Annotated in this window: 23 protein-coding genes and 1 pseudogene; 18 read left to right on the top strand and 6 right to left on the bottom strand. The window is 45.8% G+C overall.

Annotated features, from left to right (window positions below):
• Window positions 1-2 precede the first annotated feature (2 nt).
• Window positions 3-335, bottom strand: a complete 333-nt coding sequence (locus HFA01_RS04750; RefSeq protein WP_146813739.1) for a DMT family transporter — start codon at window positions 333-335, stop codon at window positions 3-5.
• 139 nt (window positions 336-474) lie between these two features.
• Here HFA01_RS04750 and HFA01_RS04745 point away from each other — a divergent pair, with 139 nt between their 5' ends.
• Window positions 475-1,311, top strand: coding sequence for a LysR family transcriptional regulator (locus HFA01_RS04745; protein ID WP_146813737.1), 837 nt, complete (start codon window positions 475-477; stop codon window positions 1,309-1,311).
• Window positions 1,312-1,359: 48 nt separating this feature from the next.
• On the opposite strand, the gene HFA01_RS04740 is transcribed toward HFA01_RS04745, so the two are convergent.
• A complete protein-coding gene (locus tag HFA01_RS04740) occupies window positions 1,360-2,028 on the bottom strand; it encodes an HAD hydrolase-like protein (RefSeq protein ID WP_146813735.1) in 669 nt (222 codons plus the stop codon).
• A 145-nt stretch (window positions 2,029-2,173) separates the two neighbouring features.
• Here HFA01_RS04740 and HFA01_RS04735 point away from each other — a divergent pair, with 145 nt between their 5' ends.
• From HFA01_RS04735 to HFA01_RS04700, 8 genes are all read left to right on the top strand, one after another.
• Window positions 2,174-3,151: a LacI family DNA-binding transcriptional regulator gene (locus HFA01_RS04735; RefSeq protein WP_146813733.1), complete on the top strand. Its 978-nt coding sequence runs from the start codon at window positions 2,174-2,176 to the stop codon at window positions 3,149-3,151.
• 5 nt (window positions 3,152-3,156) lie between these two features.
• Entirely contained in the window at window positions 3,157-4,047 is an 891-nt protein-coding gene (gene rbsK / locus HFA01_RS04730; RefSeq protein ID WP_146813731.1) for a ribokinase, read from the top strand.
• Window positions 4,044-4,430, top strand: coding sequence for a D-ribose pyranase (gene rbsD / locus HFA01_RS04725; protein WP_146813729.1), 387 nt, complete (start codon window positions 4,044-4,046; stop codon window positions 4,428-4,430). Before rbsK ends, rbsD begins: the two co-directional genes overlap by 4 nt.
• A gap of 14 nt (window positions 4,431-4,444) precedes the next feature.
• Entirely contained in the window at window positions 4,445-5,935 is a 1,491-nt protein-coding gene (locus tag HFA01_RS04720; RefSeq protein ID WP_146813727.1) for a sugar ABC transporter ATP-binding protein, read from the top strand.
• Complete coding sequence (rbsC, locus tag HFA01_RS04715; protein WP_146813725.1) at window positions 5,928-6,884, top strand: ribose ABC transporter permease RbsC; 957 nt, start codon at window positions 5,928-5,930, stop codon at window positions 6,882-6,884. The genes HFA01_RS04720 and rbsC overlap by 8 nt, the downstream gene beginning before the upstream one ends.
• Before the next feature lie 10 nt (window positions 6,885-6,894).
• A complete protein-coding gene (rbsB, locus tag HFA01_RS04710; protein ID WP_146813723.1) occupies window positions 6,895-7,833 on the top strand; it encodes a ribose ABC transporter substrate-binding protein RbsB in 939 nt (312 codons plus the stop codon).
• 147 nt (window positions 7,834-7,980) lie between these two features.
• Window positions 7,981-8,799: an MBL fold metallo-hydrolase gene (locus HFA01_RS04705; protein ID WP_146813721.1), complete on the top strand. Its 819-nt coding sequence runs from the start codon at window positions 7,981-7,983 to the stop codon at window positions 8,797-8,799.
• Window positions 8,800-8,854: 55 nt separating this feature from the next.
• Window positions 8,855-9,241 carry a VOC family protein gene (locus HFA01_RS04700; RefSeq protein WP_146813719.1) on the top strand — a complete coding sequence of 129 codons (387 nt, stop codon included), beginning with the start codon at window positions 8,855-8,857 and terminating at the stop codon, window positions 9,239-9,241.
• A 278-nt stretch (window positions 9,242-9,519) separates the two neighbouring features.
• Here the strand turns inward: HFA01_RS04700 and HFA01_RS04695 are convergent, their stop codons facing one another.
• Window positions 9,520-9,702, bottom strand: coding sequence for a hypothetical protein (locus HFA01_RS04695; RefSeq protein ID WP_146813717.1), 183 nt, complete (start codon window positions 9,700-9,702; stop codon window positions 9,520-9,522).
• A gap of 12 nt (window positions 9,703-9,714) precedes the next feature.
• A complete protein-coding gene (locus HFA01_RS04690) occupies window positions 9,715-9,894 on the bottom strand; it encodes a hypothetical protein (protein ID WP_146813715.1) in 180 nt (59 codons plus the stop codon).
• 259 nt (window positions 9,895-10,153) lie between these two features.
• Here HFA01_RS04690 and fosB point away from each other — a divergent pair.
• The 3 genes and pseudogenes from fosB to HFA01_RS04675 all read left to right on the top strand — a co-directional run bounded on the left by fosB (window position 10,154) and on the right by HFA01_RS04675 (window position 12,156).
• Window positions 10,154-10,578: pseudogene (fosB, locus tag HFA01_RS04685) on the top strand (metallothiol transferase FosB).
• A gap of 29 nt (window positions 10,579-10,607) precedes the next feature.
• Window positions 10,608-11,453: a DUF2785 domain-containing protein gene (locus tag HFA01_RS04680; protein WP_167506160.1), complete on the top strand. Its 846-nt coding sequence runs from the start codon at window positions 10,608-10,610 to the stop codon at window positions 11,451-11,453.
• 190 nt (window positions 11,454-11,643) lie between these two features.
• Complete coding sequence (locus HFA01_RS04675; RefSeq protein WP_146813711.1) at window positions 11,644-12,156, top strand: GNAT family N-acetyltransferase; 513 nt, start codon at window positions 11,644-11,646, stop codon at window positions 12,154-12,156.
• Window positions 12,157-12,251: 95 nt separating this feature from the next.
• On the opposite strand, the gene HFA01_RS04670 is transcribed toward HFA01_RS04675, so the two are convergent.
• Window positions 12,252-13,838, bottom strand: a complete 1,587-nt coding sequence (locus HFA01_RS04670; RefSeq protein WP_146813709.1) for a M4 family metallopeptidase — start codon at window positions 13,836-13,838, stop codon at window positions 12,252-12,254.
• Between the two features lie 928 nt (window positions 13,839-14,766).
• On the bottom strand, window positions 14,767-15,285 hold the full coding sequence (locus tag HFA01_RS04660) for a hypothetical protein (RefSeq protein WP_146813705.1): 519 nt from the start codon (window positions 15,283-15,285) through the stop codon (window positions 14,767-14,769).
• Window positions 15,286-15,601: 316 nt separating this feature from the next.
• Here HFA01_RS04660 and dacB point away from each other — a divergent pair, with 316 nt between their 5' ends.
• The 6 genes from dacB (at window position 15,602) to HFA01_RS04630 (ending at window position 23,829) form a co-directional block, all read left to right on the top strand.
• Window positions 15,602-17,095, top strand: a complete 1,494-nt coding sequence (gene dacB, locus HFA01_RS04655; protein ID WP_146814005.1) for a D-alanyl-D-alanine carboxypeptidase/D-alanyl-D-alanine endopeptidase — start codon at window positions 15,602-15,604, stop codon at window positions 17,093-17,095.
• A gap of 259 nt (window positions 17,096-17,354) precedes the next feature.
• On the top strand, window positions 17,355-17,984 hold the full coding sequence (locus HFA01_RS04650) for a GNAT family N-acetyltransferase (RefSeq protein WP_246139272.1): 630 nt from the start codon (window positions 17,355-17,357) through the stop codon (window positions 17,982-17,984).
• On the top strand, window positions 17,981-18,928 hold the full coding sequence (lipP1, locus tag HFA01_RS04645) for a LipP1 family hormone-sensitive lipase (RefSeq protein ID WP_146813703.1): 948 nt from the start codon (window positions 17,981-17,983) through the stop codon (window positions 18,926-18,928). Before HFA01_RS04650 ends, lipP1 begins: the two co-directional genes overlap by 4 nt.
• A 291-nt stretch (window positions 18,929-19,219) precedes the next feature.
• Window positions 19,220-20,569 carry an aspartate aminotransferase family protein gene (locus HFA01_RS04640; protein WP_146813701.1) on the top strand — a complete coding sequence of 450 codons (1,350 nt, stop codon included), beginning with the start codon at window positions 19,220-19,222 and terminating at the stop codon, window positions 20,567-20,569.
• Window positions 20,570-20,573: 4 nt separating this feature from the next.
• Window positions 20,574-22,088, top strand: coding sequence for a pyridoxal phosphate-dependent decarboxylase family protein (locus tag HFA01_RS04635; RefSeq protein ID WP_146813699.1), 1,515 nt, complete (start codon window positions 20,574-20,576; stop codon window positions 22,086-22,088).
• A complete protein-coding gene (locus tag HFA01_RS04630; RefSeq protein ID WP_146813697.1) occupies window positions 22,081-23,829 on the top strand; it encodes an IucA/IucC family protein in 1,749 nt (582 codons plus the stop codon). The genes HFA01_RS04635 and HFA01_RS04630 overlap by 8 nt, the downstream gene beginning before the upstream one ends.

Here is a 23,829-nt window from a genome sequence, read left to right as displayed (position 1 = left end):
GGTTATGCACCCCTTTCTTTCCCTGGTACTGTCAAGCCCACCATTCCTGCCAGGATCAACGTCAGTCCGAGAAGTTTGGACATCGTCACCGATTCCCCCAGCAAACCAACACCTAATAATGTGACAACCAGCGTCCCACCGCCCGACCATAAGGCGTTGATCATCCCGATTTCATGATTTTTAGTAATAAATATATAGAAGGAAACGGCAAGAGCATAGCAGAAAATGACGACAAGGCTGGCCGTGACATTCGTAAAGCCTTCCGAATATTTCATCGCCGTCGCCCCGGCAGCTTCAAACAAAATGGAGATTCCTAATAAAAGATAGGTTTTCATCCTTCCGTCCTCCTTTTTTTCTTTCGTCTATTTTCAGGATAAAAGAAACCGGAGGAAGTAGGAACAATCGAATTGTCATATCATCATAACCTGAGGTTATAATGGAGGTACCATGCAAATACCGAAAGGGTGAAAGAGAATGCTGCAGAAATTAAACGCCTTTATCGAAGTTGCCAAACAACGGAGTTTTACGAAAGCAGCAGAAGCTTTGTATATTTCTCAACCGGCACTGAGCAAACAGATGAGAAAATTGGAAGAAGAGCTTGGGTTTTCCCTTTTCAACAGAGCTTCCTATGGTGTCGAGCTGACGGAAAAAGGCAAAGGGATGGTGGAGGAGTTGACCCCGTTATTCGGACGTATTCATCAAACCGTGAAACAATACCAATCCCATGAAGATCACATCCGTTTTGGTTCCACACCTGTGCTTACGTCCTATTATCTGCCCAAGTATTACGATAAGCTGGTAAGAGGGAACCTTCATGTGACTGCAATCAAAGATGATAGTAAAGATCTTCTTCCATTACTTGAGAAAGGCGAGATCGATGCAGCTATTATCCAGGATACACCTGCGTATAAGACGCTGCGGTCCTCCTATTTGTTCACCGATCACTTTATAGCTGCCATCCCCATAACCTCTCCATTATCAGAAAAACAGACCGTCACGCTTGAGGAATGTTTAGAGGAAACTCAAATCATCCCGACAGAGGGGCCTTTATCTGAAAAAGTGCGGACGGTCATGCGTGCGTATGAATTCAAAGGTGAAGTGATAGAATCCCAGTATCACGCTATGGCGGGGTTGGTGTCACTTGGAATGGGGGTTGCTTACCTTCCGGAGATGATGGTTCAGCAAGTGGAATATCGGGGCGTTGTGTTTTTACCGATTCAAGACAATCCTTTTAAAAGAGACATGTATCTTTACGCACGAACAGAGGAGAACCTTGATTACTTGAGCGGTCTATTTAGAGATATTCAATAAAGAAAGCAGCTGCCTGTGACAAGGGTAGCTGCTTTCTTTATGCATCCGTCAAGCGTGCAACTTTTCAAGGATTCGTATCACTTCGTTCAGTGAAGAAAAGTCATCAATGACATGATCGGCTTCAGCAAGTTCAGCTTCTTGAGCAAAGTTAAACCGACAGCCTATGGAAGTTAAACCATTTTTCTCAGCGGCCTGTATATCTGAGAGACGGTCTCCGACAACTGCGCCTTGTTTAAAGCCGTATTTTTCCAAGATGGCCGCCACCAAATCGGCTTTGTCCAACGAGTCGATCTGCTCGATACTGAACGTTTCTGTTACCCAGCGATCCAGACGATAGCATTTGACGATGGCCTGCAAATAATCAGTCAGCCCATTACTGGCTATGTAAAGGGAGTAGCCTTGTTTATGCAATGCTGCCAGGGTTTCTTCGACCTGTGGGTAGAGCGCGCCTTTCCCTTTTTGAATATTGAGGATGAGTTTTTCTAGAAAGTAGACGTTTGCCTGATGTCTGATCTCCTCCGAGTGATGGAGGAGCAGGGTTTTCCACACCGTAGGGAGAGGAACACCCATAATTTCTTTATACTTTTGAAGTGGTGTTTCTCCTTTCCATTCATCGTAATCTCTCAAGTGATCAAACGTTTCTTCCAGTGAAACTTCAAGGATTTTTTCTGTCTGGAACAAGGTTCCATCCATATCAAAAATGATGGCACGTAGCATATGTAAGCGCTCCTTTTCATAGGTTGTGAGTTTCATCATATCAGTTTTATGATCAAACATGTCCCATCTCTATAAAAAAGTTCTTGCAAACGATTACAAGGATGTGGTACTTTATCTGTAACCGGTTACACACAGAGGTGAACGTATGGTAACAATCAAAGATGTTGCACGTGAAGCAGGCGTTTCAGTGGCTACCGTTTCACGTGTGTTAAATGATAATGGGTATGTAGGAGCAGATACGAGAAAGAAAGTGATGGAAGCCATTGCTGAATTGAACTACAGTCCGAACGAAGTGGCACGTTCTCTTTATAAAAGGGAGTCCCGTCTCATCGGTCTGCTTTTGCCTGATATTACGAACCCGTTCTTTCCACAGCTGGCAAGAGGTGTGGAAGATGAACTGAGCCAGGCAGGATATCGGCTTCTGCTTGGGAATAGTGATGAAAATATTCAAAAGGAATTGGAATATATACAAACGTTCGTCCAGAATAATGTGGTCGGAATCATAACGGCGACTAATCATGTCGATTATAAAATTTATGAGGCTCTCGATCTGCCACTCGTCCTCTTGGACCGGGCGTCGGAAAACTATCCAGCGGTTTACGCGGATGGAAGAGAAGGTGGGCGCCTGGCAGCGAAAACCCTTATTGAAAAAGGGGCAGAGAGGATTACGCTCGTAAAAGGACCGGCGAATATCAAGCCCGCCCAGGACCGCTTCCAAGGAGCGATCGAAGAGCTGAGTCGGGCAGATGTTGATTTTTCTGTCCTGTCCACGACCTCCTATTCTTTTGAAGAGGCGCAAGGATGGGCAGAAGAATTATTTGATAAGTTTTCAGATACAGATGGAATTATTGCGAGTAACGACATTGTCGGGATTGCGATCGTTCATGAGGCTATGGAACGTGGAAAGCGTATTCCTGAGGATGTACAAATCATCGGCTATGACGATATTCCACAAAGCCGTTTGTCCTATCCGACTCTTTCCACGATCCGCCAGCCCGCCTATGAAATGGGGAGGGAAGCGGCAAAGCTGTTAATACGGACGATAAAGAAAGAACCAGGCGTTGAACAGACCATTCAAATGCCTGTGGAATTAGTAGAACGAAAGACGACACGAAAGGAATGAAACGTATGAGAAAACCTAAAATAGCTGTGATCGGCAGCTCTTCCATGGATTTAGTTGTGACATCCAACCGGCGTCCGGGCGCGGGCGAAACGGTTCTTGGTGAATCTTTTGAAACCGTACCTGGAGGCAAAGGGGCGAACCAGGCTGTTGCCGCCGCCCGTCTCGGAGCAGACGTGTATATGATCGGCCGAGTAGGAGAGGACGCCTACGGGGAAGCGATCTTAAATAATTTCAAATCGAATGGCGTTCAGACGGATTATGTGGAACCGGTTACACATGAAAGAAGTGGAACGGCTCACATTATTCTAGCGGAAGGAGACAACAGCATCGTTGTCGTCAAAGGAGCCAACGATCACGTTACTCCTGCGTATGTGAAGGAAAAGCGGGACTTCATTGAAACGTGTGACCTTGTGATGATTCAGCAGGAAGTCCCTGAAGAAACTGTGATTGAAACAGCTCAACTGTGCCAGGAGCTTGGCGTGCCGTTATTAATGAACCCTGCACCAGCGAGGGAAATCCCTGATACGGTGGTGGAACAAGTGAGTTACCTTACGCCGAATGAACATGAAGCTGCCCTCCTTTTTCATGGAGAAGAACCAGCCACAGCATTAAAGAAACATCCAAATAAGCTGTTCATTACGGAAGGAGCAGCAGGCGTCCGCTATTTTAATGGAAAAGAAGAGGTGCTCGTTCCGTCTTTTCCTGTGAAACCCATAGACACCACGGGTGCGGGGGATACATTCAATGCGGCCTTCGGAACGGCAATAGCCGAAGGGATGGACTTGAAAGAAAGTCTGCGCTTTGCGAATCGAGCGGCTTCCCTGTCCGTTACAGGATTTGGGGCACAAGGCGGTATGCCTAGACGGGAAGAAGTAGAAAGGGGACTCACGGAATGAAAAGACATGGCCTATTGAACAGTCATCTATCCAAAGTTTTTGCAGATCTCGGTCACACCGATACGATCGTTGTTGCTGATGCGGGGCTTCCCGTGCCGGACGGAGTGAAAAAGATCGATCTCTCTTTAAAACAAGGGGTCCCTTCTTTCCTTGAAGTCGTAGAGGTTTTGAAAGAAGAGATGGTTGTCGAACGTGTCACCGTTGCAGAGGAAATGGAGCAAAACCCCTCTGTTCTTAAAGGGATGAACGAGTGGTTTGGGGAAATGGACTCTCTCCCTCATGAAGCACTTAAAGATCAGTTGAAACATGCCAAAGCGGTGGTTCGGACAGGGGAGATCACCCCCTATGCAAACTGTATCCTTCACGCTGGAGTAACTTTTTAAAGAGGTGAGCAATCATGGAAATCCGTATGAACGAGATTCATAAAGCTTTCGGAAAGAACAAAGTCCTTGAAGGCGTTGATATTCACATCAAAGACGGAGAAGTTCATGCATTGATGGGCGAAAACGGCGCTGGTAAATCTACGCTCATGAATATCCTGACAGGTCTTCATAAGAAGGACAAAGGTACAATCGAAATTGATGGGAAGGAAAAAACGTTTGCCAACCCAAAGGAAGCAGAAGAATTCGGCATTGCTTTCATCCATCAGGAGTTGAATGTATGGCCGGATATGACGGTGCTGGAAAATTTATTCATCAATAAGGAACCGGTTACACATTTTGGTCTCATTCAAACGAATAAAATGAAAGCGATTGCGAACGAACAGTTTGAGAAGCTGTCTATTTCAATCCCACTCCAAAAAGAAGCGGGCCAGTGTTCGGTCGGTGAACAGCAGATGATTGAGATCGCTAAAGCGCTCATGACAGATGCCAAAGTGATCATCATGGACGAGCCGACAGCCGCTTTGACAGACAGGGAAATAGAGAAACTTTTTGAAGTCATTCGCTCCTTGAAAAAATCCGGCGTATCCATCGTTTACATCTCTCACCGGATGGAAGAGATCTTCACGATCTGCGACACGATCACGGTCATGCGAGATGGGCACACGGTGGATACCACACCGATCCCTGAAACGAATTTTGATGATGTCGTCCGGAAGATGGTTGGCCGTGAACTGACCGATCGTTTTCCTGCGAGAGAAGCAAAACCAGGAGAAGCTGTGTTGGAAGTGAAAAATCTTACGAGAAAAGGCCTCTTCGAGAATGTAAGCTTTCGTGCCCATTCAGGTGAAATCGTCGGTGTGGCAGGATTAATGGGTGCAGGTCGTACAGAAATCATGCGCACCATTTTCGGTTTGGATGGCAAGTATCAGGGCGACATTTTCATCAATGGAGAAAAAGTGACGGTGAAAAGCCCGAGTCAGGCGGTCAAGCTCGGCCTCGGTTTCATTACGGAAGACCGAAAAGAAGAGGGACTCGTTCTTGATTTTCCGATCCAGGACAACATCGCGCTTCCGAGTTTGTACAGCTTCACAGACAAAGGCCTCATTGGAGAAAAACGCGAACGCGAATTTGTCGATATGCTGATCAAAAGGCTGACGATCAAAACCGAATCTGCCAAAACAGAAGCAAAGAACTTGTCCGGTGGTAACCAGCAAAAGGTCGTCATTGCCAAATGGATCGGGATCGGTCCGAAAGTTCTCATCCTGGATGAGCCGACCCGTGGTGTCGATGTTGGTGCGAAACGGGAGATTTATCAATTGATGAATGAACTGACAGACAGAGGAGTAGCCATCATCATGGTTTCTTCTGAGCTGCCGGAAGTATTGGGAATGAGTGATCGTGTGCTCGTCGTCCATGAAGGAACGATTGCTGGAGAACTTTCCAAAGACGAAGCCGATCAGGAAAAAATTATGACACTGGCAACAGGAGGTACAGTCAATGATTAATGCAATCAAAAAAACGAATCATTTAGGAAACGTGATGCAGAAGTTAGGACCATTCGTTGGTTTACTTGTATTGATGGCGACAGTTTCCATTATTAACCCGAGTTTTCTTGAACCCTTGAACTTATTGAATCTATTAAGACAAGTCGCAATCAATGCTCTGATTGCTTATGGAATGACATTCGTCATTTTAACCGGGGGCATCGATTTATCTGTCGGCTCGATTCTCGCCTTATCCAGTGCCTTGATGGCCGGAATGATGGTCTCAGGTGTGGATCCGATTTTAGCGATATTGATTGGATGTTTGCTTGGAGCACTCATGGGAGCGGTTAACGGACTTCTTATTACCAAAGGGAAAATGGCTCCGTTCATCGCGACCCTTGCAACGATGACGATGTTCCGTGGACTGACACTTGTTTATACGGATGGAAACCCGATTACAGGGCTTGGCGACAGCTATGCTTTCCAATTGTTCGGAAGAGGTTATTTCCTTGGGATTCCGGTCCCAGCCATCACGATGCTGCTTGCCTTTGCTGTCCTGTGGGTAATTTTGCATAAAACTCCATTCGGCCGTAAAACGTATGCGATCGGAGGCAACGAGAAGGCAGCACTCATCTCAGGGATCAAAGTTTCTCGGATCAAAGTGCTGGTCTATTCTCTTGCTGGTCTGCTTTCAGCGCTTGCCGGGGCTATCCTTACATCACGTTTGAACTCGGCTCAGCCGACAGCGGGTACATCGTACGAACTTGATGCAATCGCTGCTGTTGTTCTTGGCGGGACAAGCCTTTCTGGCGGACGTGGGTTGATTATCGGCACATTGATTGGTGCTCTGATTATCGGGACGTTGAACAACGGTTTGAACCTTCTCGGCGTGTCGTCCTTTTTCCAAATGGTGGTCAAAGGTGTCGTCATCATCATCGCCGTACTCATCGATCGAAAGAAAGCAGCATAGGAGGGGTAACATGAAAAAGCTAGTCGTATTACTGATGAGTTTATCCCTGGTATTCCTTGGTGCCTGCTCGCTGCAGCCACCGGAATGGGCGAAGCCTAAAGGGGATAAAAATCCGGATGATATAAAAATTGGTCTGTCTGTATCTACGCTGAATAACCCATTCTTCGTTTCTATGAAAGAAGGGGTAGAAAATGAGGCTGAGGCTCAAGGAATGGAAGTCGTTGTCGTCGATGCGCAAAATGATGCAGCGAAACAAATCAATGACGTGGAGGATCTGATCCAGCAGGGTGTGGATGTATTGCTGATCAACCCTACCGATTCTTCGGCCATTTCGACGGCCGTTCAGTCAGCCAACAGCTTAGGCATACCGGTCGTGACGCTTGACCGTTCGGCAGAAAAAGGGGAAGTCGCGACATTGGTCAGCTCAGATAACGAAAAAGGCGGCGAAATGGCCGGGGAGTATTTGGTTGAGCAGCTTGGTGAAGGGGCCAAAGTCGCTGAACTTGAAGGTGTCCCCGGCGCGTCCGCGACACGTGAACGCGGCGCTGGTTTCCACAACATTGCCGATGAAAAACTGGATGTCGTAGCTAAACAAACAGCGAACTTTGACCGGACGGAAGGATTGACTACGATGGAAAACATCATCCAAGGAAATCCGGACATTGAAGCTGTTTTTGCTCACAATGATGAAATGGCGCTCGGAGCCTACCAGGCGATTCAGAGTTCAGGTCGGGATGTTCTGGTCGTCGGATTTGACGGGAACGATGATGCGATATCTAGTATTCAAAATGGAAACCTTTCGGCTACTGTTGCTCAACAGCCGGAGGAAATTGGCAAGCTTGCGGTGCAGGCCGGTGCCGATGTGCTGCAAGGCGAGGAAGTTGAAGATACGATTCCGGTACCTTTGAAGCTCGTCACGCAGGAGTCGGATTTGGAAACAGAAGAATAAAGATGAAAAGAGAGACTCGTGATGAGTCTCTTTTTTTATACTTCCAAAGTTGTAGGAATGCTTCCATCCATGGCAGGTGCTCTCTTTTTCATTTTCCAGCTAAGCTGAAGATAGAACAAAAGCGGAACATTCCAAGGAGGAAGATTCATGGAGAAGTATATTTGCGAGACTTGCGGCGTTCAGTATTCAGAAAGTGAAGAAGTACCAGATCGTTGTGAGATATGCAGCGAAGAAAGACAGTATGTAAACCCGGGGGGACAGAAATGGACCACACATGAAGAGCTGGTTCAGACAGAACGTTATCAAAACATGATCAGAAAAGAGGAAAAAGGATTGTACAGCATCACCACCACTCCAAAAGTAGGGATTGGTCAAACGGCCTACCTCATCCAAAAAGATGGACGGAATGTGCTTTGGGACTGCATCACTTACCTTGATCAAGAGACAATAGATGTCATTCGCGATCTTGGCGGCATTGATGCGATCGCCATTTCTCATCCGCACTACTATTCACGAATGAACGATTGGGCAGAAACGTTTGATGCTCCCGTGTACCTACACGAGGATGACGAGGAATGGGTCATGGAAGAAAGCTCGGCCCTTCACTTCTGGAACGGAGAATCTATGAAACTTTCAGAAAATCTCTCTCTTCATCGTTTAGGTGGACACTTCAAAGGGGGAGCGGTCCTGCACATCGAAAATGGTGACGAAGGGTTGCTGATGACTGGAGATATCATCCAGGTCGTTGCAGATAACCAATGGGTGAGCTTCATGTACAGCTATCCGAACTTGATTCCCCTCCCGGCAGCAAAAGTCGCAGCAATAGCAGAGAAAGTTGATGGTCTTGCTTTCAATCGTATTTATAACGCTTTTCACAACATCGTAAAAACAAGGGCGGATGAAGTGGTCCAAGATTCAGCTGATCGCTACATTCGTGCCATTCAAGGCACATTATTTACGACATAAAAGAGTGTCCTTAGAGCAGGTTTCAATCGTTTGAGATGAAAGGGAGTTTACTAGTATGAACGTTGATGAATTCGGATTGATTTTGTTTGTGGAGCGTTTTGAACAGTGTGTAAGCTTTTATCAGAACCGCTTACAATTGCCTGTAAGAAGGCGTCAAGAAATGCTTGTCTGTTTCGACCTTCCTATTGGTTATCTTATGGTCGAAAAGGGCGGAGTGGCTCAACTGGGGGAGAAAACGAGGATTCATAATCCGACCGTCCTTCGTTTCGATGTGAAAGATCTCAGTAAAGAAGTCCATCACCTAAAGGAACGCGGGATTCACTTTTTAGAAGAGCGGCGTGTATTTGACTGGGGGACGATCGCGGTTTTACTTGATCCGGATGGAAACCGCATTGAATTAGGGGAAATGAATGCATCGAGTGCATCCTATACTCGAACTTAACAAACAGGGATAGTATAGGGGATGAAAAAGGTTGTGAAATTATCATTTGGCATGATTATAAAAGGACCATAATCCTGTACAGTTGCTGTTTAGCGGTTCTTAAAGAGGGAGAGCCATTTTTATCAATAGAAATTCCCTCCAAGGAGAGATTTGTGAAGGGGAGCGGGGCTCTCCAAAGCATGAGAGGACAGGCATTAAGAGTGTCATGGACGTGTAACTGGAAATCATATACTATTAAACTATAATGAGGAAGGATGTCCATGGAGAGAAACAAAACCTTAACCTCCCCGCCATTTCTTTGGAGGAGGATTCAGGTAGGTAATCCCGGAAATGAATCCGCCTGAAGTCAGTCCTAAAATAAGGCTTACATCGGGTTCTCCAACAATTATATAGCCGAGAATCAATGAAACGATCAAGTATCCTAAAGCGGTGGTGATTCCCCATAGCAGTCTTTTCCCCAAATGAATACCTCCTTACCCATGATTTCTCCTTTTGAAAAACCACTGCAGGACGAAACGGGTAATAAATCCACATCCCAGAGCAATGAGAATGATGACGATCCATTGATCAGAAACCGTAAATCCCAGTTGGAATCCTAAGACAAGGGCGAATCCGAGGGCAAGTCCAAGAAAGATTTGTTGACTCCGGGTCATTTGATCAGCTCCATAAATGGTTTACTTCCTGTTATTACCTTTTTTATCAAACCGAAAACATGTAGAAAGGATGAGGGATATGGAATTGACTCATGACCGAGCTGGTGAGGGTCTTTATGAAGTGGTTAGGTAAGCAGTGAATGAAGATAGAGAAGCAAGGTTTGGAAGCGTTCGAGCGTTTATGGAAGCCTGGAAAGAAGAAGGTTGAAAGGGTAACGGCTGCACGTTGAAACCAATCGCTTTCGAAGGAGGTGCTGCAATGGAAATCCAAGGCCTCAATCACTTTCTTTTCTCGGTATCTGACTTAGATACATCCATCCCTTTCTATGAAAAAGTTTTTGGTGCCGAGTTATTGGTCAGAGGAAAGACGACCGCCTACTTCGATCTGAAGGGGATGTGGCTCGCATTAAATGAAGAGAAGGATATACCCAGACAGGACGGGGCATCTTCCTATACGCATACCGCTTTTACGATCAAAGAGAGTGACTTTGATGACGTCTATGATGAATTGAAAAGCCTCGGAGTGAATACCTTCCGGGGCGGGAGCGTGACGAGAGGGATAAACGGTCCATCTATTTTACGGACCCAGATGGGCATAAGTTCGAATTTCATACAGGAACAAGGAAAGATCGGCTCGACTATTACAAAGAGGCTAAACCTCATATGACTTTTTATGATTCATGAGAGTACCTAGTCAAAAAAGGGGACGTTTGATGATCCATGTAAAAGCTGCACCTATGAATGAAGAGCAATTGAAAAGGACTTTATCGGAAGTGAAAAAGGGAGAGATTTCATGGGCTGAGGTGAATGAGCAGGAGGTCATCTCCTCCATGATGGCTCACATCGGCTCACTCGATGCTAAGCTTCGGGATGATTTGATTTTTTCTACCTTCGCTCAGGTGATTGTAGAAAAGAATCAGCTGGGAGCGGAGCTGATGGGAGAAATGATGGATCTGTGTGTGCAGGATCTGCTTTTCAAAGGAATTAAAGAAAGAGGGACAGACACCGTGTTCACCCGGTCGTTTACTTCATTACTGATGGCCCTGCTTTTGTATCGGGATAAGGAAGATGATTTTTTGAGTGGAACGAAAGTGGTCGAGGTGAAAGAAGCGTTTCTGCGTTATCTCTCGTTAGAGGAAGACTACAGGGGATATGTCAAAGAGAAGGGCTGGGCTCACAGCATTGCTCATGTGGCTGATGCTGTTGATGAACTTGTCAAGAACAAAAAAACGGACAGTGACGCTTATCCTGAGCTTTTCCGTGCTTTATGGTCGAAGGTCCTCATCTATGATCATGCTTATATCCATGGAGAAGAGGAGCGCATCTTGACGCCGTTTATGGAAATGTTGAACCGTGGATTGAGTATCACACTCGTGGAGAATCAAATGAAAGAACTCTCCTTAGATTGGAACGAGCATAAAAACAGCGTCACTATGGAGCAGTACTTAATATTCCGAAACAACGCCAAAGCTTTTTTAAAAAGCCTTTACTTCCAATTGAATCAAAATTCTCCATTTTACCGCCTTCAACGACTAGTGGAAGGGTTGCTTGGAAAATGAGTGAATACATCAGGAATCTATCATCAGCTCTTTAAGATTCAAAAGTTATTGAATGGTGATAATAAGAAAAATAAACCTTTTGTGAAATCAATTAAAATTCCTGTACGTAGGTAAGGTTCATCGTTTAATCATTGGCCGTCCGCTCCTTACCTTACCAAATCAATAGTTACCAGGGATCGAGGAGAATGAAATGGAAATTGTGATCGAACCATTAAGATATGAAGACGCGGAGGATTTATTTAATTTTGAGTGTAAGAATCGAATGTTTTTTGAAAAGATGGTACCCAGTCGGGGAGAGGAATATTATGACTTCGACACTTTCATGATCAAACATATGAAATTATTAGATGAACAAAAGCAAGGGTTATCTTATTTTTATCTGATTAAGAAGACAACGGGTGAAATCTTAGGTAGGATGAATTTCGTAGACGTAGACCAATCCAAAAACTTAGGACATCTAGGGTATAGAGTGGGGCAAAAATACGCAGGACAAGGGATCGCAAAAAAAGCTTTGGGTATGTTGATGGAACATGTGAAAGAAAATGGCTTCACAAAAGTGTTAGCCAAGACAATCGATCATAACATTGCTTCACAAAAAGTCCTTGAGAGAGATGGTTTTAAGAGATTGGAAACTAGTGGTGATGAATTTGTTATGTTAGGGGAAACAGTAAAGTTTGTAAAATATGCATGGGTGATTGACTAAAATGGATGGAGCTTAAAATAAAAAGCGTCTAAGGTTTTCCTTAGACGCTTGGCTGTGAGTATTCTCTTTAGGTCTTCCTAATTGTTCGGTTTCGTTTAATAAACCCCTACATTATCCCAAGCTTGAGATACTGCATTCGCTGCAGATGTACCGTAAAGGTCCAAAGCAGACTGTTCTAATGCTTCTCTAGCATTTGTGAAATTGCTGTTTGGAGTCAAGTAAACGGTCAGCGCACGGTAATAGATCTGCTCGGATTGGGCAATGCCCAAACTGTTGATCGTATAGTAAGCGGCTTTGTTCGGGATTCCACTGTTGATGTGGACGCCGCCCCAGTCGCCGGCTTCTGTGTTCGGTAGGTTCTGGTATTCATTCATATGGTCAGGCTGATCGTAGGCGTTCGGGTTGGACATAGAGCGTAAAGCATCTCCTGGCTGCCCTGGTGTGTACACATCTTCACCCATTAACCAATCCTCTGAATCTACAAAATATCCAAATACGTCAGAGAAGGACTCGTTCAGTGCACCTGATTGGTTTTCATAAACCAACTCCGCCGTTGTATCTGTAACAGCGTGTGTCAATTCATGTGCGACGATATCATCGGCACCAGATAGGTATGTGAATGTGGAACCATCGCCATCTCCATAAATCATTTGATTTCCAGTCCAAGCGGCATTGTTGTAATTGCTGCCATAATGAACGGTGGAACGAACGTCTGCTCCCTGGTTGTCATAACTGACCCGGCCAAATTGATTATAGTAATAATCGAAGACTTCTCCTGCATAATAATGAGCATCAACGGCAGCCTTTTGACGCTCGCTGTAAAAGGTGTTTCCGGAGTCTGTAACATAAGAACCAGGCAGACTGTAATACTCACCACCATAGTTATCAAACGTCTCAATGACGCCACTCATCGGTTTTGTCGTATCAAAAAGATAATACGTATTGTTATAGAAATAAGTATTTAAAGACTTTGTATCTCCTAGAACCCCCGTGCCTGTCCCTGTCGCTTCATGAACAAGGTTCATAGATTTAAGGACTTCTCCACTTTCAGCGTTGATATAGATCTGCCAGTTGGCAGGGTATGGCTTGGAGAACTGCAGTTCCACATGATAAGCAAGTGTGTACGTGCCATCTTCATAATGAACGACGAGATCGGAGTTCTCCGTCAACGTTTGGAAGTCTTCTCCTTTCAAACTCTTCTGGACATGGTTCGCTTCTGCACGGGAGACATCAATTTGATCCCAAGCGAGATCCAGCGCTTCTTTCTTCTGGATTTCCTTCGTTTGTTTTATCTTCTTTGGAGCATCTTTATGAAATTCCCCGTTTACAGCTGTTACCTGGCCCTCCTGATCGGTATGGACGACCACCTTCGCATTCGCTACGGGAACCTGACCAATCACTCGTTGGTATGTATAATGTGTCATCCCAAGGTCATCCGTTTCGGTTTTCAACAATTTCAAGTCACTATTTGGGTTGAGTTGGGAAAGGGCATCGTTCTGTTTGAAGAACTCTTTGACTCCCTTTTCGGACTTGACTTTTTTCCCTTGCAGGTTTTCTTTCATGAAAACAGGGTTTTCTGCTTTCCCGTTCCCATTGTTTCCAACCTCTGCGTGAGCCATGGTTCCGCCAGTCACCAGGCTCGTACCTAAAACAAATGTAGCTACTGTGTGTTTCCAGTTCATCGAATCCCTCCTGTATTTTTAACACAAATTCAATGTAACATAATATTCTGAATTCATGTTTGGGATATCCAGGGGGTAAAAAAGTAGCTTAGATGAACGTAAATCAAGAGACTTGGGAATATTGTAAATTCGGTTGAAAAAGACAACTGTAGCATGTATGGAGGGTCTCTTTTGTGTCATTAGAGGGTATCCGGAATTGGCAAGGCTTACGTTTAATATACTGAACAAAGTTTATCAAGTGAAGGCGATAAGGATTGCGAAAATATCCATATTAAATATGGATGGTTGGGCAAGGAGTATTTGGGTAGTAGTAGTGATAGTGGGATTCGAAGTATGATCAAAAGAAGGAAAGGGAGGATAGGAAGCGGAGGTTCTTTCCTTGAGCCCTTGCTTGTTTTATCACTTATACCTCTTACGAGTGATATGTATCAATGGAATCTAATAAGTAAGATTAACTGGGAAGGCCTATTTAAATGTTCTTTGATCCTGTAATAGGATAGGTGTATGCCTCTTTTTGCAGCAATGGTTTCTAATAAGTCTACTTCGTTGAACATCACATCCGACAACGTACCATTAAAGATTTCCGTTAGAACCTTATAGTACATCCCCACAATTTTTTCGTTATTTAACCGGTCATAAATGTTACTAATCGTCACTTTAGAGTCACTTCCTTTCTGTCATTTTCATCAATAGCCCGAACCTACTTAGAATTCTACTCTTCTATTCCTTGTGCGTTAAGTAAAATATGTCGAATTTACAAAATTTTTAAAATAAATTATCGATATCCAGCATATTTAATTCAGGACGGCTTCTCGGTAATGTAAATTCTCCTGCATTAGAGCTTATTTTGATATTGATGGGGCTGCAATTTGAATGAAGGAGGGGCCTGCCTTTCTGTGGAGTCGTTCCTGGGCAGGCACCAAATCTTCTATTTGTAGTAATGATGGGAACCTTGATAGATCCAAGGTGCGGGTTCTAAATAACCGCGTGATTGACCTCCCATACCTGGAAGTCCCGGCGTCATTCCCCCACCTGGCATGCCACCTTGGTTTCCACCTGGTTGAGGGAACCCTGGCATCATCCCACTTCCGCTGCCACCACCATTTTGCCCCGGCATAGGGAATCCCGGCATCATCCCATTGCCATTCCCGGTTCCGCTCTGCCCCTGGGATGGAATTTCAGGCAATTGCGTCATTCCGCCATTTTCACCACTTCCATTTCCCTGACTTCCGGTTTCTTCGTTGCTTTCTCCATTTCCCGTTCCATTCTGCGATCCAGTCTGAGGATATAAGGGGTAGCAGGTGACGGTCATTTCTTCACCGTTTTCTCCTGTAATCGTTCCTTGCATGCCCCCTTGCATCTGAGCTCCCTGCCCTTGGGGAAAGCAGATCATGGCCCCTTGCTGACGCTGGTGTAAATATGGGGGATAAGAATTCATGTGATACATAAATGTTCGCCTCCCTTGAATACATCTCTTCATCCTATTCAATTCCGATATCTTCGCCTATCGTTTCTTACGAATTGGTGAATTTGCCTAATTTCACTTAATAAGGGTGTGGCCCCCGCATGAGAATGTTTTATGCTTACGCTTCACCTTTTTATAAGCGGGAGGGTCAGGCCAAAATGGTATAAAAACGGGTGAAGTACTAAAGACTGCGACTATGGCACTGTTTTTATTCTTATCCTAAAAATAGTTATAACTTTCTGTTATTTTTGGTAAGGTTGTAATTATCCATAATTTTCAAGGAGGTCTATACATAGTGATGAACCCGTTTCGTTGGAAACAAATGGTCTTTTTGATGATGGCTTCTTTTTTAATCTTGACCCCATTTCAGACGTATGAGGATGCGGGGGTAATGGCAGGGAACGACGACCTTGGTGAAGAAATCCGCACGATTTTAATGGATGAAGATCTTGATGGCGCCCTCGCCGGAGTAAGTATTCGTTCAGCAGAGTCAGGGGAAGTGATCTATGAACATGACGGGGATCTTCGTTTGAAGCCTGCATCGAATATGAAGTTGCTGACAGGAGCTGCAGCGATGGAAGTTCTTGGACCAGGTTATACGTTTACGACTGAAATCCTTGCTGAGGGGGAAATCAAAGGAAAAAAACTTCATGGAGATTTGTATCTTAAAGGAAAAGGCGATCCGACGTTGATGGAAAAAGACGTGGTTGCTATGGCCCGGTCGTTGAAAGAAAAAGGGATCCGGGAAGTGAAAGGTGACCTTGTCGCAGATGATACGTGGTATGATGATATTCGTTTATCTGAAGATATTGCCTGGAACGATGAAACCAACTATACGGGTGCTCAAATATCTGCCCTGACGGTTTCTCCAAATGAGGAGTATGATGCGGGGACGGTCATCGTAGCGGCTCACCCGTCTGATACGATCGGTGGACCGGCAGAGATTAAAGTGACACCTGAAAACGATTATGTGGAAATTGTAAATCGGGCCACAACGGTTCCTTCCGACCAATTAAAAGATATTTCCATTGAGCGTAAACACGAGACCAACCAAATTGTCATCGAAGGAACGATCCCTGTCGATGGAAGCCGTTCAAGATCATGGATTGCGGTTTCCGAACCGACGGGTCTCGCGCTAAATCTCTTTAACAAAGCTTTAGAGAATGAGGGAATTAAGGTGAAAGGCAAAGAGGTCGTAGACGGTCAAACACCGAAGGCTGCAGAAGTGTTGCTATCCCAGGAATCCATCCCTCTTGAAGAATTGTTTATCCCGTTCATGAAAATCAGTAACAATGGACATGCGGAAGTATTGCTCAAAGAGATGGGGAAAGTGGTACATGGTGAAGGTAGCTGGGATAAAGGGTTGGAGGTTGTGGAAGATTTCTTGAATGACAACAGCGTTGATGCGGATACAATGCGGCTTCGTGACGGGTCAGGGATGTCCCATGTGAACATGGTTCCGGCCAATGAGATTTCCAACCTTTTGTACAAGGTGAAAAATAAAGAGTGGTTCCCTGCTTATTGGGAATCTCTTCCGGTCGCAGGCAATGGAGAACGTTTTGTTGGTGGTACGCTTCGTTATCGTATGAATGACACAGCTGCAGAAGATAACGTGCGGGCTAAAACGGGCTCGTTGACGGGCGTAACCTCGCTATCTGGATATGTGACGTCAGCCGATGGGGAAGAGTTGATCTTTTCGATATTGTTGAACAATTATCTTGGTTCTGTAAAGGATGTTGAAGATGATATTGCTGTGACGCTGGCTGAGTATGAAAAGAACAGTGAAGAATAACAAGAGGGGACTTTCTCAGGTTGAGGAAGTCCCTTTTTTTACATTTTTGGCAGGTAGATAGAATCAACTTAGACACGTAGTACATTAGAGCCTACGCTCCTTTCTTTTAAAGGGGGAAAGGGAAAAACAGTCTAATTCAAGATTTCTCATCAGTCCCCTTTAGGTCTAAAGATCGGTTGTTCTTTATCGCATCTTTCTTTATAATCATCAACAAATGATAATGAAAATCGTTATCATTTGTTGATGAGGAGGAGATAGAATGAATGATATGACGGAACTGAAGGTGAAAGAGGGAGAGAAAGAATCGGATTTTTCTTTTCGTCCCTTGGATGAAGAAAAAGACGTGGAGCTGCTGCACGACTGGATGCATCAGAAGCACATTTCGCCATTTTGGAAGCTGAACCTTCCAATGGAGGAGGTCCGTACCTGGGTGCGGAAGTCTGTAGAAGCGGAGCATAAGGATGGTTACATCGGTACATACAATGGCGATCCTGTCTGTTATCTGATTGCCTATGCGATTGAAAAGGATCCAATCAAGGACTATTACAGTTATCAATGCGGGGATTTGGGCATGCATCTCTTAATCGGCCCTCGTCCGTTATTGAATAAGGAAGATGGTTTATCCCTCGTTCGTGCGATGATTCACTTCCTGTTTGAACGTTACCAAGCAACAAGAATCATCGGTGAACCGGACAGGCGCAACCGGATTGTGATTCCGATTTTGAAGCAGGTGGGTGGAGCAAATCTCGGCCGCATTGATCTACATGGGAAACAAGCCTCTCTCATCGTGGGAGCGAAAGAAGCATTTGAAAAATCATTGCGGGACAATGGTGTTGAAGTCCAGACGTTGACAAGGATGGAAACGTCTAAAAGTGAGCTGGTGGTATGAAAGTAGATGCACAAGTCCTGCGCTTACTCAAAACCATTGGAGATCGGATGATTGAGCTTGAACATCCACCGCTGGATCAGTTGACCCCTGAACAATCAAGAAACTATTACAAAGTGGCGAGAGAATATTTTAAAGATCTGCCTGTCCACGGGGTTTCTGTCGTTGATTCTTCCTTTCGGGGTAGAGAAGGGAGTGAAGTTCCAGTAAGAATCTATACGCCTGAAGGGGAAGGGCCATTTCCTGTGCTTGTTTATTTCCATGGGGGTGGCTGGGTATTCGGGAATGTCGATAGTTCAGACAACGTGTGCCGGTATTTTTCCCGACAAGCTCAAACCGTTGTGGTCTCTGTCGATTACCGCCTTGCGCCTGAACATAAGTATCCGGCAGCTTTCCATGATGCTTTGGATGCGATCATATGGGTCTCCAAAGAGGCTGAGCGATGGAATGGAGACCTTAAGCGGGTGGCTGTTGGAGGAGAAAGCTCTGGAGGTAACCTGGCTGCTGCTTCAGCTCTTTATTTCATGGATGATGAGGAAATAGAAATTTCTCATCAATTTCTGATTACTCCTGTGTTGGACTATAACTTTGATACGGCTTCTTATAAGACGAATTATACATACAACCTGACAAATGAAAAAATGAAATGGTTTTTCCAGCATTATTTGAAAAAGGAGGAAGATGGGCAGGATGTGTTCGTGTCCCCATTAAGGGCTCGAAACATGGCCAAGTTACCTCCTACGTTGATGGTGACCGCAGGATACGACCCCCTCAGAGAAGAAGCCTTTGCTTATACTGAGCGCCTCCAAGCCTCTGGAGTGACTGTGAATCACCTCCATTTTGAAGATCTCGTCCACAGTTTTATCAATATGGCAGGGGTCGTCGACCGGTCTGCGGAAGCCTTGGAGAATATGTCGAGGACACTAAAAGATAGGCTGTATAAATAACGTGTTCCACCTTCGTTTGCGAAGGTGGACTTTTTTTACCCAATTTTACACAGGGGAAGAAAATCCTAGAAATTGGGTCTCCTCTAGTTAAAACCGCCTGCTTTTATTCGTGACAAATTCCTTAATTATCAGAAAAATAATCGGCTTTCCGATCCGGTGAAAACCGCTCTGTACCAAAGGGTAGGGGTGTAATTGATAATGATAATGGTTTTCAATTAGTATTGACACTGATAATCATTATCAAATAGTATAACGGTAAGACATGGAGCAAACGAAAAGGAGTGGAATCACATGAGTGTCGAATTAAAGAAATCCAATCAGCAATTATTGAATCAACAGAATCAGCGAGAATCGAATGCACGGTCGTATCCGCGCCGTTTCCCATTAGCCATCCAGGAAGCAGAAGGGGTTTACATTACAGATATGGAAGGCAACCGTTACATCGATTGTCTGGCCGGTGCGGGAACATTGGCGTTGGGTCATAATCACCCGGCCGTCATTAAAGCGATGGAAAAAGTCCTTCACGATAAACTGCCCTTACATACACTGGATCTTACGACAGAAGTGAAAGAACAATTCGTGGATGAGCTTTTCTCCAGTCTTCCAGTAGGATTCCAGGATCGTGCGAAGGTTCAGTTTTGCGGCCCGACCGGAGGCGATGCGATTGAAGCGGCCTTGAAGCTTGCCAAAACAGCGACGGGGAGACAAAGCATTCTCACCTTCCAGGGAGGGTATCACGGGGCGACCCACGGGACGATGGCCATCAGCGGGAACCTTGGACCGAAGAAGAGGGTGCAGGGGTTGATGCCGGATACCCACTTCCTTCCCTACCCTTATGATTACCGTTGTCCTTTTGGAAAAGGGGGACAAGAAGGAGCAGAGCTGAGTGCTACATACATCGAACAGCTGCTGGATGATCCGGAAAGCGGCATTCTCCCTCCGGCAGCGATGATTTTTGAAACCGTTCAAGGAGAGGGAGGTTCGATTCCGGCCCCTATTGAATGGCTTCAGGAAATGCGCCGGATTACAAAAGAACGTGGGATTCCACTGATCATCGATGAAGTCCAAACAGGAATCGGACGCACAGGAGAACTCTTCTCTTTCGAACATGCAGGCATTGTTCCGGATGCTTTTGTGCTGTCGAAAGCGATCGGTGGCAGTCTTCCGTTATCGGTTGTCGTTTATGATCGTGACCTTGATGCTTGGGAGCCCGGCGCTCATATTGGGACCTTCAGGGGAAACCAGATGGCCATGGCCGCAGGTACAGCCACACTCAAATTTGTAAAAGAAAACAATCTTTCGGCACACGCCAAACAAATGGGCGAAAAGATTGTTCAATCGCTAAGCGAGATGCAAAAAAATTACCCGCAGCTTGGGGACGTCCGTGGACGAGGCTTGATGCTAGGGGTGGAAATCGTCGACCCATCTGGTAAAGCCGGCAAAGATGGCAGTTACCCGGCAGATCCTGAATTGACGAGCCGGATTCAGAAAGCCTGTTTTGACCGTGGGTTGATTCTTGAAAGTGGAGGCCGCCATGGATCTGTGCTTAGGTTCCTGCCACCACTCATCATTACAGAAGAGCAGGTCGATACGATTGTGTCCATCTTCAAAGAAGCCGTTGCTGCTTCTGTCGCGGAGTGAGGGCATGATCACGACAACAAAGCAATCAGCCGTTTCCGCATTTGAATCGTTTTTCCTTCAACACGGAGAAGAGGGAGGAGAGCATTTTCGAAACCATGTCGAACTGGTCGTCGATACACTGGCGGAAGTTTTTCAAACCATGGATCGACCGTTGGAAGGCAAGACCGTTCATGACATCCAGCAGGAGCTCCGCGGGGTGCTTCATCTCCCTGAAGAACCGCAGTCGCTACATGAAGTCCTCGAGGAAATCAAAGGGCCGGTCATAAAAAACAGTCTCCACGTTTCCCACGAGAGGAGCATGGCCCATTTACACTGCCCGCCGGTTTTACCCGGCGTACTGGCGGAACTGATCATCGGAGCGCTGAACCAATCGATGGATTCATGGGATCAGAGCCCGGCAGCGACTTACGTCGAAGAGGAACTGACTCGTTATTGGTGCCAACTGATCGGGTTGTCAGCACGAGGGGACGGGGTGTTCACAAGTGGCGGAACACAGTCCAACTATATGGGGATGCTGCTCGCCCGTGATGAATTCTGTCTCTCGAAATGGGGGCACAACGTCCAAAAAGACGGCCTGCCGGAATCGTTCAAAAAGATGAGAGTCTTATGTTCTGAGGAAGCACATTTTTCTGTGAAAAAGTCAGTGTCACAGCTCGGTCTTGGCGAGCAGGCGGTCGTCCCGGTTCCTGTCAACGAGGACCATCGGATGGATCGCCATGAGGTTAGGCGTACGGTTGAACAACTGGAGCAGGAAGGGCTTCTGCCTTATGCGGTTGTCAGCACCTGTGGGACGACGGATTACGGCAGCATCGATCCGCTTGATGGTTTGGCAGATTACTGTGAAGAAAAAGGCCTCTGGCTTCATGTGGATGCGGCCTACGGGGCAGGACTTCTGCTCAGTGAGAAACATGGAGACAAGCTTTCTGGAATGGAGCGGGCGGATTCGGTGACACTCGACTTCCATAAGTGGCTGTTTCAGCCGATCAGCTGTGGAATGTTTGCCGTCAAAGAGAGGAAGCACCTTCGGCTGTTATCCCACCATGCCGATTACTTGAATCCTGAAGAGGATGAAAAAGAAGGCATTGTGAACCTTGTGAATAAAAGCATCCAGACGACGCGCAGGTTTGATGCATTGAAAGTTCTTTTGACCTTGAAGGTCCTCGGTACGCGCTTGCTAGGGAGTATGGTGGATCAGACGATGGAAGTCGCGCAGTTTGCTGCAGGAGAACTGGAGGAACGTTCCGTTTTCTGTGTTGAAAATCCGTATCCTGAACTTTCGGCTGTCGTCTTTCAGTATCAGCCAAAAGGAAGCCGGGATGTGTGCGGTTTGAACCGAAAGATCCAGCAAAAGCTTTTTCATGAAGGAACGGCTGTGATTGCGAAAACATCGGTCAGAGGAGAAACCTATTTGAAATTTACGATCTTGAATCCACGGACGACGGAAGAAGATGTGTTGGCCGTCATTGATGAGATTGAACATACAGCGAAACAGATGTTAGGAGGACACCTCATTGAATAAAGCAAAAGAAATGGCCGAAAAGGCGACGATGCAAAGCTTTTTGAATTGCTATTTAAGAGAAACAGGCAACTATGAGTGGATGAATACAGACGATCGAAAAAGGCTGTCCATCCCTTTGGGCAGGCAACACATGGTCATCCATGTATCTGTGAACTACTGGTCGTTGACTGGGAGGCACTTGTTTGACTTCCCGGTGACTTATCAAATAGAAGGAAAGGAAGAATCTCATACTCTGGACTATGTCACAATGACGACCCTCCTTGTGAAAGAATGGCTCATCGGCAATGGACAGGAATGGGCAGAAGATGAGCTTGTCCTGCGTGTGCTGCTCAGCTGTAAGAAAATGAAAGAGTATGTAGCAGCGAGATTCGAGGATCGTCATCAGCTGATGGACGAAGATTTTACATTTATCGAAGCAGAACAGTCGCTGTTGTTCGGGCATTTGCTGCACCCGACACCGAAAAGCAAACAAGGACTGACCGATGCGGATGACCTCCAGTACTCCCCGGAATATAAAGGACGTTTCCAACTCCACTATTTCAGTGTGAATCCCGATCTTATTGAAGAAGATTCCAGCTTGGATCGTTCCGCATCCACCTGCATCTTCGAAGGCGTCAAAGATACGGAAGGAGCGGAACTACTTGTGGAGGAATGGGACAAAGGACGCGTTTTAGTACCCATGCATCCGCTACAGGTGCCTGTGGTTTTAAAGGATGCGGAAGTCCAAAGGTACCTTGATTCGGGAGACATCAAACACCTTGGACAAGCCGGCCTCCGTTTTACAGCGACTTCTTCGTTCCGGACGCTGTACAGTGAATCTTCCCGTTTTATGTACAAATTCTCTGTCCCGGTCAAAATAACGAATTCCTTAAGGGCGAACCAGCCGAAGGAACTGGCTAGAGGCGTGGCAGTTTCGCGGTTACTTGAAACAGAGCTTGGAGATCACATGAAGAAACATCATCCGAATTTCCATATGATGAAAGATCCTGCAGTCATCAACCTTCGTTTATCGAAAGAAATCTCAGGATTTGAAGTTTCCTTAAGGGAAAATCCTTTTTATGACAATGACGAGCAGGTAAGTCTTGTCGCTGGGCTGGTCCAGGACCATGCGTATGGAGGACCGTCCAGAATCTCGACAATCATCCAAAGCATTGCGGAAAGGGAAGGAAGAGCGGTGGAAGAGGTGAGTCTGGATTGGTTTGATCAATACTTGTCGATCAGCCTGGATCCTATCCTTTGGCTGCATCACACGTACGGGATTGCCCTTGAAGCTCATCAGCAGAACTCGGTGGTCAGGCTGGAAAAAGGGTATCCTTCCACGTTTTATTACAGGGATAACCAGGGCTACTACTTCAGCCGGTCCAAAGCGGATCAACTCACAGAGCTGCTTCCTTCATTAAACAGCAAAAGCGATACGATCTGTGAGGATGACGTCGCGGATGAACGTCTGCGCTACTATTTCTTTTTCAATCATTTGTATGGTCTGATCAATGGGTTCGGTGTAAATCGATTAGTTAATGAAGAAAAATTGATTGACCTTCTTCGCAGCCGATTGATCGAGCATCTTCCATCTTCGTTTGTGCAGACGCTCTTGGAAGAAGACAAGCTTCCTTGTAAAGCGAATCTGCTGACCCGTTTGTATGATATGGATGAATTGGTCGGTCCGATGGAAGCCCAGTCGGTTTATACAGCCGTCGATAACCCGCTTGCGGCAAAGGTGGGAGTCGTCCATGAGCATTGA

It is taken from the genome of Halobacillus faecis (genome assembly GCF_007991335.1).
In the GTDB taxonomy this organism is placed as follows: domain Bacteria; phylum Bacillota; class Bacilli; order Bacillales; family Halobacillaceae; genus Halobacillus; species Halobacillus faecis.
Note: the sequence above shows the minus strand (reverse complement) of the source record. Positions and strands in the feature narration are given on the sequence as shown.

What these genes read in the sequence shown, in the direction of transcription:
- HFA01_RS04750 (WP_146813739.1), bottom strand. Translation starts at nt 335, where the DNA reads ATGAAAACCTATCTTTTATTAGGAATCTCCATTTTGTTTGAAGCTGCC.
- HFA01_RS04745 (WP_146813737.1), top strand. Translation starts at nt 475, where the DNA reads ATGCTGCAGAAATTAAACGCCTTTATCGAAGTTGCCAAACAACGGAGT.
- HFA01_RS04740 (WP_146813735.1), bottom strand. Translation starts at nt 2,028, where the DNA reads ATGCTACGTGCCATCATTTTTGATATGGATGGAACCTTGTTCCAGACA.
- HFA01_RS04735 (WP_146813733.1), top strand. Translation starts at nt 2,174, where the DNA reads ATGGTAACAATCAAAGATGTTGCACGTGAAGCAGGCGTTTCAGTGGCT.
- rbsK (WP_146813731.1), top strand. Translation starts at nt 3,157, where the DNA reads ATGAGAAAACCTAAAATAGCTGTGATCGGCAGCTCTTCCATGGATTTA.
- rbsD (WP_146813729.1), top strand. Translation starts at nt 4,044, where the DNA reads ATGAAAAGACATGGCCTATTGAACAGTCATCTATCCAAAGTTTTTGCA.
- HFA01_RS04720 (WP_146813727.1), top strand. Translation starts at nt 4,445, where the DNA reads ATGGAAATCCGTATGAACGAGATTCATAAAGCTTTCGGAAAGAACAAA.
- rbsC (WP_146813725.1), top strand. Translation starts at nt 5,928, where the DNA reads ATGATTAATGCAATCAAAAAAACGAATCATTTAGGAAACGTGATGCAG.
- rbsB (WP_146813723.1), top strand. Translation starts at nt 6,895, where the DNA reads ATGAAAAAGCTAGTCGTATTACTGATGAGTTTATCCCTGGTATTCCTT.
- HFA01_RS04705 (WP_146813721.1), top strand. Translation starts at nt 7,981, where the DNA reads ATGGAGAAGTATATTTGCGAGACTTGCGGCGTTCAGTATTCAGAAAGT.
- HFA01_RS04700 (WP_146813719.1), top strand. Translation starts at nt 8,855, where the DNA reads ATGAACGTTGATGAATTCGGATTGATTTTGTTTGTGGAGCGTTTTGAA.
- HFA01_RS04690 (WP_146813715.1), bottom strand. Translation starts at nt 9,894, where the DNA reads ATGACCCGGAGTCAACAAATCTTTCTTGGACTTGCCCTCGGATTCGCC.
- HFA01_RS04680 (WP_167506160.1), top strand. Translation starts at nt 10,608, where the DNA reads ATGATCCATGTAAAAGCTGCACCTATGAATGAAGAGCAATTGAAAAGG.
- HFA01_RS04675 (WP_146813711.1), top strand. Translation starts at nt 11,644, where the DNA reads ATGGAAATTGTGATCGAACCATTAAGATATGAAGACGCGGAGGATTTA.
- HFA01_RS04670 (WP_146813709.1), bottom strand. Translation starts at nt 13,838, where the DNA reads ATGAACTGGAAACACACAGTAGCTACATTTGTTTTAGGTACGAGCCTG.
- HFA01_RS04660 (WP_146813705.1), bottom strand. Translation starts at nt 15,285, where the DNA reads ATGTATCACATGAATTCTTATCCCCCATATTTACACCAGCGTCAGCAA.
- dacB (WP_146814005.1), top strand. Translation starts at nt 15,602, where the DNA reads ATGAACCCGTTTCGTTGGAAACAAATGGTCTTTTTGATGATGGCTTCT.
- HFA01_RS04650 (WP_246139272.1), top strand. Translation starts at nt 17,355, where the DNA reads ATGAATGATATGACGGAACTGAAGGTGAAAGAGGGAGAGAAAGAATCG.
- lipP1 (WP_146813703.1), top strand. Translation starts at nt 17,981, where the DNA reads ATGAAAGTAGATGCACAAGTCCTGCGCTTACTCAAAACCATTGGAGAT.
- HFA01_RS04640 (WP_146813701.1), top strand. Translation starts at nt 19,220, where the DNA reads ATGAGTGTCGAATTAAAGAAATCCAATCAGCAATTATTGAATCAACAG.
- HFA01_RS04635 (WP_146813699.1), top strand. Translation starts at nt 20,574, where the DNA reads ATGATCACGACAACAAAGCAATCAGCCGTTTCCGCATTTGAATCGTTT.